Below are 13,714 nucleotides of genomic sequence, written 5' to 3' on the forward strand. Positions count from 1 at the left end.
GAAAAAACGAACTCGGAATGTCAGGTAGATGTGTGCATACGATAGCGCTTTGGCGGGGAGAGGTAATATAAACCCTTACGGCACCCCGCTCTGTCGCCCGATCTTACCATCCGCCCACTTCAGGAAATGCACCATATTCGGCGCGTCCGTATGCCCGCCGTCATGCTGACGCCAGGCCAACTCCCCCTCCAGCAAAGGCGTCAGAACGGGCGGCATCTTGGCCGTCTGATAGTCATTTCCAACCCCCAGATCCTTGGCGCCCAACAGCTTCCACACCGACCCCGCGGCCACGGTCGCCATATAGCTGCCCTGCTGGTCCAGCCACAAGGCGTCGCCCATCTCAGGCACGCCGTAGGAGATGAACACCTTCCGCGGTGCCGCCAGGGCAATCAGCATATGCGAATCCACCGGCAAATCCTTGGCGGTCTTGGGCCCGGCATACTTTAAAAAATTCCCCGCCATCCAGTGATACTGGCCAGAACCCGCCAGGCTTTCGACCATCTCACCATAGTTGCGGCGGTACGGACTAACGCCGCCCTCACCGGCCGACCCGATCAGCCCCAGATCGAACCTTTGATCAAACGCCATGGTCACCAGGGCCGCCTTGCCGTAGCGCGAAACCCCCTCGATGCCGACATGCTTCGAGTCGACCTCCGGCCGGGTCTCGAGATAGTCCATCACCCGCGACGCGCCCCACGCCCAGGCCCGCAGCGCCCCCCAGTCCTCGGGCTTGCGCGGCTGGCCCTGATTGGTCAGCCCGATGATCCCCCGTGTCAAACCCGCGCCATTGTCCGCCTGAATATGGGTCGGGTTGACCAAGGCCACGCCCCAGCCATCGGCCACCAACTGCTGGATACGCTCCTCAGGCCCCGATCCCGGTGGTGGCGGGAACGGCGCCGGCGTCACAAGATCGTAGCCCGGATACCGGGCAAAGACGGCCGCAAGCGATGGATCGCGCGCAATCAATTCGGCCTTCATAGCGGCATTGATGCGACCGATCTCGTCGGGTTGAGGCTGGACCGGCGCCGGAAATTTGATTGCGCCCCATGTAAACATCACCAGAACCGGCACCGGCTTCTGCGCCGCGCCTTCCGGCAGGATCAGCATGACCGGGAAATCCACGGCGATCTCCGGATAGGCCGAATTGTCGACATGGGCCATAAGCTTGGTCGCCGTGACGCGCTTCCAGTTGATGAATTCGGTCTCCGAGGCCTCGACTGTCCAAGTCACCCCCGGGACGTTGGCGGGTACCCGCCCGACCACCTCGCGCTCGAAGGCCTCGACGATTTCAGGCCGGCGCTTTTGCCACCACTGTTCGGAAGTGGACACCTTGCTGCCGTCGCCCGCCACCAGGATCTGCGGCCAGTCGGGGTACGGATTGGCCTTCGCCTCGTCGGTATTGGCGGCGTTGGGCGCCTTTTCGTCACCACTTGGACCAGGCCGAATCGCGGCGATACCCAGTTGATCCAGCATGTTGCGGTGGTCCTGTTCGGCGGTAAGATTTACCGGCGCTTTCGCCGCGCAGGGCAGGCCCAGCAAGGCTCCCAGCAGGATCAGGGATGTCAGTGTGGCGCGCATCTCAACCTCCGTATTTTTGCCGGTACTCTTTCACACAAATTGGTCAGACGCAAAGCGATTTAGGTCTGACCTCTTCGGCCACAATTGCCACAATCGCGGACATATTTTGCGCCCAATCCGGGCAAAACCTGAGATAGCGGCGTTCGTGAGGGACGCTCAGGGAGGTTTTCATGCGTGGAATGTTACTTGCGGGCGCGGCCGCCATGGTGGTCGGCGCCAGCGCACCGGTCCCCGTGGCCATGGCCACGACACCGGTTCTGAACGAGGCATCGCCTGTCAAATGCCAGGCGGGCAATCCCGGACAAGAATACTACTACACCAGTTCCGGACTTCCGGGTGGCTTTTCCGCCTCACCGCCGCAGTCAGCACCATCGTTCATTGCGCCTCCGCCGCCGCCACCTCCTCCTCCGGCGCCGGCACCCGTGTCTCAGTCGCCTGCCGCGACTTCGGACGCAGTCGTCGTCACAGGCAACAGACCGGCCCTGCAAAGCTCGGTGCAAATGAAGAGAAGCGCCGCACCGGCCTATGAAGCGCGCGAGGCGCCGAACACCGAAAAATACAATGGCGAGTCCGTCTCATCCGTCATGCGTGTCACGGAAACGCCGGTCTCCACCTTCTCGGTCGATGTCGACACCGGCGCCTATGCCAATGTCCGCCGAATGTTGAACGACGGCACCACACCGACCGAAGCCGCCGTCCGCACCGAGGAACTGCTCAACTATTTCCGCTACGACTATCCGCTGCCCCAGGACCGGTCCAAGCCCTTCTCGATCACCACCGATGTGGCGCAAACCCCGTGGAACGCGCAAACCCGACTGATGCGCGTCGGCCTGCGCGCCTATGACGTGCCGCGGTCGGAGCGCCCCGCCGCCAACCTGGTCTTCCTGGTCGACGTCTCCGGTTCGATGAACGACCCGGACAAGCTGCCCCTGGTCAAAACCGCTCTGTCCATGCTCTCGGACAACCTGCGCCCGGACGACAAGGTGTCGATCGTTGTCTACGCCGGTGCCGCCGGCATGGTTCTGGCCCCCACCCACGAAGGCAAGTACGTCAAACAGGCGCTGGAATGCCTGTCGGCCGGCGGGTCGACAGCGGGCGGTCAGGGCATGGCGCTGGCCTATGCCACGGCCGAAGCCAACTTCATCAAAGGCGGGATCAACCGTGTCATCCTGGCCACCGATGGCGACTTCAATGTCGGCATTTCGTCGATCGGCGAGGTCGAGGCCCTGGTCAAACAAAACCGTGAGTCGGGCGTCACCCTGACGGCGCTGGGCTTCGGTACCGGCAACTACAACGAAGCCCTGATGGAAAAGATGGCCGATGTCGGCAACGGCAATTACGCCTATATCGACAGCGCCATGGAAGCCCGCAAAGTCCTGGACGATGAACTGTCCTCCACCCTGTTCACGGTCGCCAAGGACGTCAAGATCCAGGTCGAGTTCAATCCGGCCCTGGTGTCGCAATACCGACTGATCGGCTATGAGAACCGCGCCCTGGCCGAGGAAGACTTCAACAACGATAAGGTCGATGCCGGCGATATCGGGGCCGGTCACCAGGTCACGGCCATCTATGAGATCGTCCCGACCGGCGCCAAAGGCTGGTTGCCCGACCGCCACTTCACCGCCAACAACGCCAAGACCTCATCCCAGGGCGAGCAACTGGTCTGGCTGAAGCTGCGCTACAAGCTGCCGGGCGAGAACACGTCTCGCCTGATCGAGCGGGCCATCCCGGCGTCCAGTGTGGCCAATGCCCAACCCGCGCGCGGAGATATGGCCTTTGCCGTCAGTGTGGCGGCCTATGGTCAAATCCTGCGCGGCGACACATACTTGGGCGGCTATGGCCTTGGCGATGCCCGCGCCCTGGCCGGCACGCAAAGCGACTATCGCCGCCAGGAATTTCTGGAGTTGACCCGATTGGCCGAAACCGCCAAGGTTCGCCAATGAGTTGGCGCCTTTGACGCCTCATGTTTATCCCAAAAGTGGCGGACCACTTTTGGGCATGAGGACTGGAGCGTGGTGAGAGCGCGAAAAGGCCCGTCCGGCATGGATGGGTCTTTTCAATGCCGGCATGCTCCCGGTAGCGCACACGGGGGCAGCAGCGGGTTGCAGGTTTGATTTTCGGAAAAAGGATTGGGTTAGACGGGCACCCTGGGGGGCAGAGTGCCCGTCAATGTCGCCACGTTCGAGGGGGGGGAAGTGATCGCAGCGACGAGTCACTGTAATACCGAATACGAACTGTTTCAAGCTTAACGGTTTTTCGGGAGAACTCGCCGGGTTCACAACTCCAAATCGCGCCGTTATCTGAGTTCTCAACCGGTTCAATCGTTTGCCGCCACGGCTTTTTAACACATCTGGCCTAGCCTGCGGGCGACCGGAAGGGTGGCAAAACCGATGAAGACGATCGTTAACGACGCAGCATCTCTGCAGGATCTGCAGGAAAAAGTGAAACAGCTGAGCGAAAGCGAGGCCCGCGCCGTCCATGCCGCCTATCACGATTTCCTAACCGGTGCGCCGAATCGCGCCGCCTTCCAGCGCGAGCTCAGCCAACGTCTGAACCATGAAGCACCCTATTCCCTGGCCCTGATCGACCTGGACCGCTTCAAATACGTCAACGACACCTATGGGCACGCCGCCGGCGACGCTTTGATTTGCGACGTTACCGACCGGCTGCGCGCCACCCTACCCCTGGATGCCTTCCTCGCGCGGCTGAGCGGTGACGAATTCGGCCTGATTCTCGCCGCCGACGACGGCGAAACGGCAGAGGCCGCCTGCCAGCAGGTTATGGACGCCTGCGCCGCCGGCTTCGACGTCAATGGCAACACCATCCAGATCGGCGCCTCGATCGGCCTGTTCCTGGGCCAGGATTCGGGTCTGCGCGGTGTGACCGACCTGATGCGCTGCGCCGACATCGCCCTGTTCGCCGCCAAGCGCGCCGGCCGCAACCGCATCTGCCGCTTTGACAAAAGCCTGGACGACAATCTGCGCCGCCGCCGTGCCATCGAAGCCGGCCTGTCCAAGGCCATCGCCGGCAAAGAACTGGAACTTCACTATCAGCCGATCATCGATGGCAACACCCTCAACGTCGCCGGCTTCGAGGCCCTGCTGCGCTGGAAAAGCGCCGAGCTGGGCCAGGTGTCGCCGGCTGTCTTCATCCCGATCGCCGAGGAAAGCGGCCTGATCCGCAGCATCGGCGACTGGGTCATTCGCCAGGCGCTGAACGACTGTTGCGACTGGCCCCAGCAATATGTCGCCATCAACCTGTCGGCGCGTCAGTTCAACGGCGCCGACATGGTCCAAATTCTGCGCGGCCATGCCGATACCGCCGGTGTCCCCTACCACCGCGTCCATATCGAAGTCACCGAGACTGCCTTTTTTGAGGACGCCCGCGGCGCCGCCGAAACCCTGGGCGCTTTGCAGTCTCTAGGCTTTGGCATTGCACTGGACGATTTTGGCACCGGCTATTCGTCGCTGTTCAGCGTCAAGAACTTCCCGCTCGACGTCATCAAGATCGACAAATGCTTTATCGACGGCCTGGGCCTTGAGCCTCAGGCGGCGCCGATCATCAGCGCGGTCATTCACCTGGCGCGGGGTCTGGGCCTGAAGGTCGTGGCCGAAGGCGTTGAGACCGAGGACCAGCGCCAGGCGCTGCAACTTCTCGGCTGCTCACACCTGCAAGGCTATCTGTTCTCGAAGCCGCAAAGCCGTAGCCATATTCTGACTTGGCTCAAGGCCCGCCAAACCGCTGAACGCAAAAGCTTTTAGCCGGATGGGCAACAGCGCCAGCCTGTAGCCTTTCGAACCCAGCCAAAGCCCTCAAATCCCACCAGGTGCCGTTTGCGCCGTGTGAAGGCCTGATCTATGTCTATGAGCGGCTGGATCTCGATAGCAAGAGCAAGCGCCGAAACAGGGAGACCATGTCGGACCTGCCGACGCTGGCGGCGTAAGGCCTTAGCCGTTCGGCCACGTCGCGAAAACCGCGTCGCACTTTTTTTGATCGCCGGCGGCCGCATAGACCTGAGGCCACGTGTTACAGGTGGTCACCAGCTTCTTGCCAAGGGCGGCCAGTAAGTCGACCGTACGCTGCGTCAGGTCCATAAAGTTTACTTTTTGGGCCGTCCCATTCCACCCGGTCACCTCTTGGTTAAGGTCGGTCAGAATTTTTCCAGCCCTCATCAGCGCATTGAGGCTGTTGATGTAGGCGTTCAGGGCGTTCTGCGCTTCGTTGCGCGCGAAGGATTGGTCCCCAATCGCTTCATCAGACGCGGCTTGCGCCAGTTCGGCGTGGAAGGGGGCCATGAGGTCCTGATATTTGGCCTCCCTGGCGGCGTTGTCCTTGTCCGCTGCGCCGCAGACCCGGGCGCGCCGGTCTTCGGCATCGGCCCGACGCGCCGTCAGATCCGCAATGATGGTCGCTTGGCGGGCTTTGTCGCCTTTAGGGTTAGAAGCAGCAAATTCCCGAAACTTGGTCAACGCCGTGTCCCACGACTTCAGCGCGTCGATATAGTAACCGCATGCCATCGCCGCGTCTGAGGCCTCGACCTCTTCAGCACGACCCATCAGGTATTTGGCTTCGGTGTTCGCATTCGTCGATTGAATGATGAGGGACTTATCCTGCGCGACGGAGGCTGTTGCCGTTGCAAACAGACAAAAACTCGTCGTGCAGATGGTGAGCAGAGTCTTGGTTGGTATGTTCATAATGTTCCTGCACTCGAGCAACGCGCGCCCATGTAGACGCTCGCCGTTGCTCTAAAAATTCGTGACGCCTAATGTCTATCCAAAAATTGGCAAACTGCTTTTGGTATTGTCCTCGTCAAACACATCGGGGCGAAATCGCTCGCGTAATAGCGGAGAGTTTGGTCTTTTTGTGAGTTGATATTAGGCCGCTTGTTTCTGAAATTGCAAGCGGCTGAGTTCGAAGGTTTCCAGTCTGATATTCTATCGTTGTTTTAGGATGGCCGCGCCCCGCCGAAGATAGAAAAAGCCCCGCAAGGGGCTTTGTCTTTGGGATGGCGGACAGATAGGGATTGGCTTCGCTGCGCTGCGCCGAACCTCCGCTAACGCTCCGGTTACGAACCCACATTCTAGTTCGAGGGTTCGAACCCTCTCTTCATCTCATAGAAAAGGCCCCAAAAGTGGGGCCTTTTCTATGAGATGGCGGACAGAGAGGGATTCGAACCCTCGGTACGCTTGCACGTACACACGCTTTCCAAGCGTGCGCGATCGACCACTCCGCCATCTGTCCATCCCGGCAGCCATCGGCATTCGGAAGACGGCCCTTATAACGTCGCCGCATGAATGAGCAAGCCCCTTTGCCAAGCTTTTTTTGTAACCATATAGGCGCCAGGCGCGTATACATCGCGCAACGAAAGGGAATACCAACATGTTCGGTCTCAAAACCCAGATGGTGCCACCCACCCAGGCCCTCTCCGGCCGCAGCGACGCCATCCCCACCGAAACCACCCACGCCGTACTGGGCACGCCGCTGAAAGGCCCCTACCCGGCCGACACCGAGCAGGTCGTCTTCGCCATGGGCTGTTTCTGGGGCGTCGAGCGCAAGTTCTGGCAGCAGGACGGCGTGTTCACCACCGCCGCCGGCTATATCGGCGGCTACACGCCCAATCCGACCTATAAGGAGGTCTGCTCGGGCCAGACCGGCCACACCGAAGGCGTGCTGGTCGTCTATGATCCCAAGACCATCTCCTACACCCAACTGCTCAAGCTGTTCTGGGAAAGCCACGACCCGACCCAGGGCTTTCGTCAGGGCAATGACGTCGGCACCCAATACCGCTCGGCCATCTTTACGACCACGCAGGATCAGTACGACGCCACCCTGGCCAGCAAGGCTGACTATCAAAGATCCCTTTCCGCCATCGGCAAGGGCGCCATCACCACCGAGATTTTCGGCCCGGCGACGCCCGCCGATGCCGAGGCCCCCGGCCAGACCACGGCGAAACCCTTCTTCTTCGCCGAGGACTACCACCAGGGTTATCTGCACAAGAATCCGGACGGCTATTGCGGCCTGAAGGGCACGGGCGCCGTCTGCGCCATCTGATTTCCAAAAACTTCTTTCACCCGCAACCTCTTTACAAATCAGGCCCACCGCCGGTAACTGGCGGTGGGCTTTTTATATGGGACGGGCATGGTCAAGGAACTGGAAATCTTCTCGCTGGACGGCCTGAACTCGCTGTTCAAGCGCCACAAGGCCTTTACCCCCGAACCCGGCGCGCTGTGCAAGAACTGCGACACTGAACTGTCGGGCCAATTCTGCCACGTCTGTGGCCAGAATGCCGATCAACGCCACCGCAATATCTTTCACCTCACCTGGGAGGCCATCGAAGGCCTGTTCCACCTCGACGGCCGGCTGTGGCGCACCCTGCCGCCGCTGTTCTTCCGGCCAGGCACCCTGAACCGCGACTATCTCGAAGGCCGTATCACCCGGCACGTGCCGCCGTTCCGGCTCTTCCTCGTGGCCCTGCTGCTGTTCATCTTCGCCGCCGAACACCGTATCGAACACAGCATGCACGCGGCTCAGCATCCGGACGCCGCGCACGCCGACGCGGGCGATGCTGCGGCTGGCCATGCTGAGGCTGGCCATAGCGAAGCGGCCCATGCCCCGGCGCAAGCCGCGCATGCCACCTCAGCAACCGGCAAGGAGGACACCAAGGTCGCCCTGTTCGAGTCCGGTCGCAAAGGCACCGGCCCGATGACCGAAGTCGAGGCGGACGGCACAACGACCCGCAGCGTGGCTCTCTTCGCCATGACCGAGGACGACGCAAAATACCTCGGCGGCATGATCGCGCAATCGGACGTCAAGCCAGAGTGGCTGAAGGGCTCCATGGCCCGGGCGTTGGAAAACCCGAAACACTACTTCCTGCTGATGTTTACGTGGGGCCACCGCCTGGCCGTTTTTCTGCTGCCGATCCTGGGGCTGGTTCTGGCCCTGGTGAACCTGCGCAAACGGCAGTTCTACATCTACGATCATCTGATCGTCGCCATGAACCTGCTGTCCTTCGTATTTCTTGGTTTTGCCGTCTCCCTCGCCCTTCCGGAAGGTATCGGGCTCTGGGTCGCGCGGATCATGGCGATCGGCGTGCCGGTCAACCTCTTCTTCACCATGCGCGGCGCCTACGGCTCATCGTTCCTTACCTCTGCGGTGAAGGCGCTATTCGTCTCCATCCTGACCGGACTTTGCTTTGCCACCGGCATGCTGGCCATCATGGTCGTCGCGATCGCAACTATCTAAGCAGGGTTCGCAGCAGAGAGGGCACCTCCGCTTCCAGGTCCTCCGCGATCAGGCCGGGACCGAAGGCGCGGGCGCATTCGGCATGAATCCACGCTGCGGCGCAGGCAGCTTCGAACACCGCCATGCCCTGCGCCATCAGGCCTGTAGCAAACCCGGCCAGGACGTCGCCCGACCCTGCCGTTGCCAGCCAAGGCGGGGCATCGCGGTTGACCACGACCCGGCCATCCGGCGTGGCAATGACTGTATCCCTTCCCTTCAGCAACACCACCGCCCCGCTGGTTCTGGCGGCACGCAAGGCGCTGGCTTCGCGGTCACTGACTTCACCGAACAGCCGAGCAAATTCGCCGGTGTGGGGCGTCAGCACGACCGGCGAGCGGATGGCGCCAAACAGTTCGTCCGGCTTGTCCTTGAATACGGTGATGGCGTCGGCATCCAGGACGCAGGCCTTGCGGGCCGCCAGCGCCGCCAGGACCAGGTTGCGGGTGCGGTCATTGACGCCAGCCGCCGGCCCCATCAGCGTCGCCGTCACCCTCGGGTCCGCGATCAGATCCGTAAAAGCCGCTTCGTCTCGCACCACCTTGGTCATGACGGCTTGCAAGGCCGTGGTATAGACTATCAGGCTGGCCGGATCGCAGGCGATGGAGACCAGTCCCGCTCCGATCCGCAAGGCCGCACGCGCCGCCAGCCGCGCTGCGCCGGTCGCCGCCATCGGCCCGCCCAAAACGACGGCATGGCCGCGATCATATTTGCTGCCTTCGGCGGACGGATGCGGGAAAGTGCTGCGCCAGAGATCGGGAGAATTGTCGTGAACGGTCATGCCGCCTATCATAGCGGCAAGGAGACCGAAGATGAAGGCAGGGATTGTTGCATTGATTCTGGCCATGGCCGCACCGGCTCAGGCCGAAGCCGTCCTTTCGGTCGACTTCAACCGTTATGCGCCGGGCCTCTATGCGGCGGCCGACTTTCAGGCCGACTGGGGCCTGGCGCCATCCGAATCGACCGGCCTTGTCGCCGGGCGAACGGTGATAGCCACCGACCCATTGGATGCGGACAATGCAGTCCTGCGCGTGACCTATCCGGCCGGTCTGATCGGCGGCAATTCGGCCATGACCTTTACCACGCGGTTTGCACCAGCTTCGTCCTACTGGCTGCAATATCGGGTGATGTTCGCGCCGGGCTTTGCCTGGGTGAAGGGCGGGAAACTTCCCGGTCTGGGCGGTGGTGGCTTTCCGACGGGTTGCCTGAAGGACGGTAGTTTCGACGGCTTCACCACCCGCCTGATGTGGCGAACGGACGGCAGCGCATGGTCCTATCTCTATCATCCCGGCAAGACGGACGACTGCGGCGACAACTATGCCCTGGGCCGGTTCGAAGCGGGGAGATGGTATGTCCTGACCCAGCACGTGGTGCTGAACGACGTCGGCCAGGCCAATGGCTCACTGGTTCAGTATATCGACGGCATCGAGGTTTTGCTCATGGAGGACCGGGTATGGCGGCGGTCGGCGACGGTGATGATCAACGGCATCAAGATGGACACCTTCTTCGGCGGCGCCACGCTCGATTGGGCCCCGCCCTCCGACCAGACGGTGTACTTCGATGATTTCCTAGTGTCAGCGGAGTCGCCGCTAGGTCAGTGAGGATTTTAACCACGAACCACACGAACAGACACGAACTTAAGGGTGTGCCTCACGCTGCGCAGCGGCTTTTTATCCATCGAATATACCGCTTCGCGGCGGGTTCAAAAAATGCCTGAAGTTCGTGTGGTTCGTGTGGTTCGCGGTCAAATTTCTTACGAATGCCCCCCCCTGCACACCTCGTCAAGCAAACGGCACGACCTCAGCCAGGTCGCTCAGCCGAACCAGCCGTTCGCTGTGTCGCGCCATCAAGCCCAGCCGCATCCGCACCCAATCCTCGACGATCGAGGCCTGTTGCTCGTAGCCAAAGTCCGCGAACGGCCGGCCATCCAGAACATAGCCGTACCGCCCACGTTCGCGCAGGATGTACCGCCACAAGGTCATGCCGTGCGCATATTGCCAGACATGGGTCAGTTCGTGTGCCAGCACCGCCAGCAACTCCGGAGTATCGCTGACATCGGCCGGCAGATGCGGCCAGAAGATTCTGCGCCCGCGCACCACGATCTGCGCGCCACGCCCGATCAGCATGGCCAGATACGACACCCACAGGTGGGCCCGAAGCAACTCAACGCCGGCCGCATCGATCGCCGCCACCAGACCGGGCGGCAAAGCCGAAACCTCGCCAACCGTCAATCCACGCCGCAAGGCTGCCAAGGTCAACTCCCTCAAATGCGGTATTGCTGCACACGCCCGCACGCCGCCTTATCGCGCCATTTCAAGCTGCCGGGAAGTCCGCCATGCGCTATTTCACATCTCTCGCCATTTTCGCCGCCCTGCTCATTCTGGTTGCCCCCTTCTCTGCCCACGCCAAGACCTTACCCGCCAGCCTCTATAACCCGTCCCATCAGGCCAAGGCCCGCGCCATCCTGGCCCGTCATGACTCCGCCATCGCCAAAGCACTGGCGGCCGACCCGGTGCTGAAAGCCGCGATCGACAAGGATCTGAAAGCCCTGGCGGCGATGACCGATCCCAAACAGCGCCAGACCGCTATCACCGCCTTTCGGGCCAGCCACAGCAGGGGCTACAAAAAGGTCCTGCTGGCCGCGAAGGTTGACTGGACCATGACGGTCGCTGAACTGGCCCACCTCTACCCCGGCATGAAATTCCGTATCGTCGATGGCCTCTACGCCGTCGGCTACAAGGACGACGACGGCACGCCCGCCCCGCCGCCGCCCGTCAGGACGACCACCGACGTCAGGCTTTCCGATTTCGACATGGATATCCAGCAAAGCTGTGGCGCGATTTCGGGGGCCGGGGTGACGCTCTCAGGCGGCACCCTGGACACCTCGGTCTGGGCCGCCGAAGCCGGCGTTTGCAGCAACAGCGGATATCTCACCTACGACTTCACCGTGCCCGCCGGCGCTACGACGACCGTCTCCATGTCGGCGGAATTGCGCAACGAAGTCTTCGCCCTGGGCATATTGGGCGGCGCGGCCTCGGACGCGTCGGGCTTTTTCGGCATCGATGGCGTCAAAACGGTCGCCAAGTTTTGCAGCGTCTTTGTCGGCCTGGCCTGGGCGGCATCCGAGGAATGTAACGACCTGGATGCCCGTGTCAGCAAGACGCTCCAGCCCGGCACCTATTCGCTGACGGCCATTACCTTCACCGCGGCCGGGACAGTCGGCGTCGTCTCCGGCACTCATGCCCGGGCAAGAGTCAGGTCGCTCAAGGCAAGTCTGACCCTAACGCAGTGATTGTCGCGCTCCGCGAACCTCTGTAGGGTCGCGCAAAACAGGGGCGACACATGGATTCACCGGAAGTTCCCGCCAAGGCCAGGACACCGCTCTGGCGGCAACTCTACATCCAGGTCCTGATCGGACTGGTCCTCGGCGCGGCCATCGGCCTGCTATGGCCGCAGTTCGCGTCACAGCCGTGGATGAAGGCCATCGGTGACGGCTTCATCAAGCTGATCAAGATGACCATCGCCGTCCTCGTCTTCTGCACGGTGGTTTCCGGCATCGGTCAGGTCACTGAGGCGAAACAGGTCGGCCGCGTCGGCATCAAGACCATCCTCTATTTCGAGATCGTCTCGACCTTCGCCCTGGTGATAGGCCTGCTGGTCGCCAATTTCGTCCGGCCCGGCGCCGGCATGCGCGCCGCCGGCGACGCTGCAGCCGTGGCCAAATACGTCACCCCCGAAGCGCACGAATCCTTAAGCGACTTCCTGCTGCACATCATTCCTGACACCCTGCTCAGCGGCTTTGCCGAGGGCAATATCCTTCAGGTCCTGCTGGTCGCCATCCTGACCGGCTTTGCCCTGCAGCGCATCGGCCCGCCGGCGCAAGGCATTCGCAACCTGATCGACGAAGGCAGCCATCTGGTCTTCGACATTATCAATATGATCATGAAGCTGGCGCCCCTGGGTGCGGCGGCCGCCATGGCCTTTACGCTCGGCAAGTACGGCGCGGCGGCGCTGGGATCGCTGCTGGCCCTGATCGCCACTTTCTATGTTACGGCGGCGCTATTCATCTTTGTGGTGCTTGGCCTTATCGCCTGGTGGTGCGGCTTTTCCATCTTCCGCTTCGTCGCCTATCTGCGCGACGAACTGCTGATCGTACTTGGGACCTCGTCGTCGGAAAGCGCCCTGCCCAACCTGATGCGCAAGATGGAGGCGCTGGGCTGCTCGCGCCCGGTGGTCGGCCTGGTCATTCCGACCGGCTACAGCTTCAATCTCGACGGCACCAACATCTACATGACCCTGGCCTCGCTGTTCATTGCCCAGGCTCTGGGTTACGAGCTGACGATGACGCAGCAACTCACCCTTTTGGGTGTGGCCATGCTAACCTCAAAAGGCGCCACCGGTGTTACCGGCGCCGGCTTTATCACGCTGGGCGCCACGCTGGCCGTCGTCAATCCGGCCCTGGTGCCGGGCATGGCGATCGTGCTGGGGATCGACAAGTTCATGAGCGAATGCCGCGCCCTGACCAACTTCATCGGCAATGGCGTGGCCTGCGTCGTCATCTCACGCTGGGAAGGCGAACTGGACAAGTCACAGCTGAAAGCCGGCCTGAACCCGACAAAGACCTAACGCGAATCGGCGCTCTGCGACGCATCCGGCGTCTGCGGCAGGTCGACCGGCGGCAAGGCCGGCTCGAAGCTCTTCGGCGGCACCGAGTCGGCATACTCGGAAAAAGCCGACGACAGTTCGTCGCCGTCAGCCGTTAAGCGTTCACCCTGCGGATTGCAGGCGGCGACGGCAACAGCCGCTGTGACGGCGACAAAGGCAGGAATCAATTTCAGGACGATCGGGCGCATAGGTA

Annotated in this window: 12 protein-coding genes and 1 tRNA gene; 7 read left to right on the top strand and 6 right to left on the bottom strand. The window is 61.9% G+C overall.

What is annotated here, in order from left to right; translation table 11 throughout:
- Positions 1 to 75: 75 nt before the first annotated feature.
- Positions 76 to 1,578, bottom strand: a complete 1,503-nt coding sequence (locus ABI_RS10915) for a glucuronyl esterase domain-containing protein (RefSeq protein ID WP_006273025.1) — start codon at positions 1,576 to 1,578, stop codon at positions 76 to 78.
- A 170-nt stretch (positions 1,579 to 1,748) separates the two neighbouring features.
- Between ABI_RS10915 and ABI_RS10920 the strand changes: the two genes are divergently transcribed.
- Positions 1,749 to 3,521, top strand: coding sequence for a vWA domain-containing protein (locus ABI_RS10920; protein WP_006273026.1), 1,773 nt, complete (start codon positions 1,749 to 1,751; stop codon positions 3,519 to 3,521).
- A gap of 447 nt (positions 3,522 to 3,968) precedes the next feature.
- Positions 3,969 to 5,339 (top strand): putative bifunctional diguanylate cyclase/phosphodiesterase, encoded by a 1,371-nt coding sequence (locus ABI_RS10925; protein ID WP_006273027.1) that lies wholly within the window; start codon positions 3,969 to 3,971, stop codon positions 5,337 to 5,339.
- Positions 5,340 to 5,525: 186 nt separating this feature from the next.
- Here the strand turns inward: ABI_RS10925 and ABI_RS10930 are convergent, their stop codons facing one another.
- A complete protein-coding gene (locus ABI_RS10930) occupies positions 5,526 to 6,272 on the bottom strand; it encodes a hypothetical protein (RefSeq protein WP_006273029.1) in 747 nt (248 codons plus the stop codon).
- Between the two features lie 457 nt (positions 6,273 to 6,729).
- Positions 6,730 to 6,819: transfer RNA gene (locus tag ABI_RS10935), tRNA-Ser, on the bottom strand.
- Positions 6,820 to 6,957: 138 nt separating this feature from the next.
- Here ABI_RS10935 and msrA point away from each other — a divergent pair.
- On the top strand, positions 6,958 to 7,629 hold the full coding sequence (gene msrA / locus ABI_RS10940) for a peptide-methionine (S)-S-oxide reductase MsrA (protein WP_006273030.1): 672 nt from the start codon (positions 6,958 to 6,960) through the stop codon (positions 7,627 to 7,629).
- An 87-nt stretch (positions 7,630 to 7,716) separates the two neighbouring features.
- Complete coding sequence (locus ABI_RS10945; protein WP_006273031.1) at positions 7,717 to 8,820, top strand: DUF3667 domain-containing protein; 1,104 nt, start codon at positions 7,717 to 7,719, stop codon at positions 8,818 to 8,820.
- Here the strand turns inward: ABI_RS10945 and ABI_RS10950 are convergent.
- Positions 8,813 to 9,637 (bottom strand): NAD(P)H-hydrate dehydratase, encoded by an 825-nt coding sequence (locus ABI_RS10950; protein WP_157138863.1) that lies wholly within the window; start codon positions 9,635 to 9,637, stop codon positions 8,813 to 8,815. The two genes, ABI_RS10945 and ABI_RS10950, sit on opposite strands and share 8 nt — an antisense overlap.
- 31 nt (positions 9,638 to 9,668) lie before the next feature.
- On the opposite strand from ABI_RS10950, the gene ABI_RS23660 reads away from it, so the two are divergent.
- Positions 9,669 to 10,457, top strand: coding sequence for a polysaccharide lyase (locus tag ABI_RS23660; RefSeq protein ID WP_006273033.1), 789 nt, complete (start codon positions 9,669 to 9,671; stop codon positions 10,455 to 10,457).
- Between the two features lie 180 nt (positions 10,458 to 10,637).
- On the opposite strand, the gene ABI_RS10960 is transcribed toward ABI_RS23660, so the two are convergent.
- A complete protein-coding gene (locus tag ABI_RS10960; protein WP_245531338.1) occupies positions 10,638 to 11,108 on the bottom strand; it encodes a hypothetical protein in 471 nt (156 codons plus the stop codon).
- Positions 11,109 to 11,191: 83 nt separating this feature from the next.
- Between ABI_RS10960 and ABI_RS10965 the strand changes: the two genes are divergently transcribed.
- Positions 11,192 to 12,148 carry a hypothetical protein gene (locus ABI_RS10965; protein WP_006273035.1) on the top strand — a complete coding sequence of 319 codons (957 nt, stop codon included), beginning with the start codon at positions 11,192 to 11,194 and terminating at the stop codon, positions 12,146 to 12,148.
- A gap of 50 nt (positions 12,149 to 12,198) precedes the next feature.
- The gene (dctA, locus tag ABI_RS10970) at positions 12,199 to 13,482 is read left to right on the top strand and encodes a C4-dicarboxylate transporter DctA (protein WP_006273036.1); all 1,284 of its coding nucleotides are present in this window, start codon (positions 12,199 to 12,201) and stop codon (positions 13,480 to 13,482) included.
- Here dctA and ABI_RS10975 read toward each other — a convergent pair.
- On the bottom strand, positions 13,479 to 13,709 hold the full coding sequence (locus tag ABI_RS10975; RefSeq protein WP_006273037.1) for a hypothetical protein: 231 nt from the start codon (positions 13,707 to 13,709) through the stop codon (positions 13,479 to 13,481). The two genes, dctA and ABI_RS10975, sit on opposite strands and share 4 nt — an antisense overlap.
- Positions 13,710 to 13,714: the final 5 nt, after the last annotated feature.

Source organism: Asticcacaulis biprosthecium C19 (assembly GCF_000204015.1).
Lineage (GTDB): Bacteria > Pseudomonadota > Alphaproteobacteria > Caulobacterales > Caulobacteraceae > Asticcacaulis > Asticcacaulis biprosthecius.

Excerpts from the sequence above, each read along its gene's own strand:
- ABI_RS10915 (WP_006273025.1), bottom strand. The coding sequence starts at position 1,578 with ATGCGCGCCACACTGACATCCCTGATCCTGCTGGGAGCCTTGCTGGGC.
- ABI_RS10920 (WP_006273026.1), top strand. The coding sequence starts at position 1,749 with ATGCGTGGAATGTTACTTGCGGGCGCGGCCGCCATGGTGGTCGGCGCC.
- ABI_RS10925 (WP_006273027.1), top strand. The coding sequence starts at position 3,969 with ATGAAGACGATCGTTAACGACGCAGCATCTCTGCAGGATCTGCAGGAA.
- ABI_RS10930 (WP_006273029.1), bottom strand. The coding sequence starts at position 6,272 with ATGAACATACCAACCAAGACTCTGCTCACCATCTGCACGACGAGTTTT.
- msrA (WP_006273030.1), top strand. The coding sequence starts at position 6,958 with ATGTTCGGTCTCAAAACCCAGATGGTGCCACCCACCCAGGCCCTCTCC.
- ABI_RS10945 (WP_006273031.1), top strand. The coding sequence starts at position 7,717 with ATGGTCAAGGAACTGGAAATCTTCTCGCTGGACGGCCTGAACTCGCTG.
- ABI_RS10950 (WP_157138863.1), bottom strand. The coding sequence starts at position 9,637 with ATGACCGTTCACGACAATTCTCCCGATCTCTGGCGCAGCACTTTCCCG.
- ABI_RS23660 (WP_006273033.1), top strand. The coding sequence starts at position 9,669 with ATGAAGGCAGGGATTGTTGCATTGATTCTGGCCATGGCCGCACCGGCT.
- ABI_RS10965 (WP_006273035.1), top strand. The coding sequence starts at position 11,192 with ATGCGCTATTTCACATCTCTCGCCATTTTCGCCGCCCTGCTCATTCTG.
- dctA (WP_006273036.1), top strand. The coding sequence starts at position 12,199 with ATGGATTCACCGGAAGTTCCCGCCAAGGCCAGGACACCGCTCTGGCGG.
- ABI_RS10975 (WP_006273037.1), bottom strand. The coding sequence starts at position 13,709 with ATGCGCCCGATCGTCCTGAAATTGATTCCTGCCTTTGTCGCCGTCACA.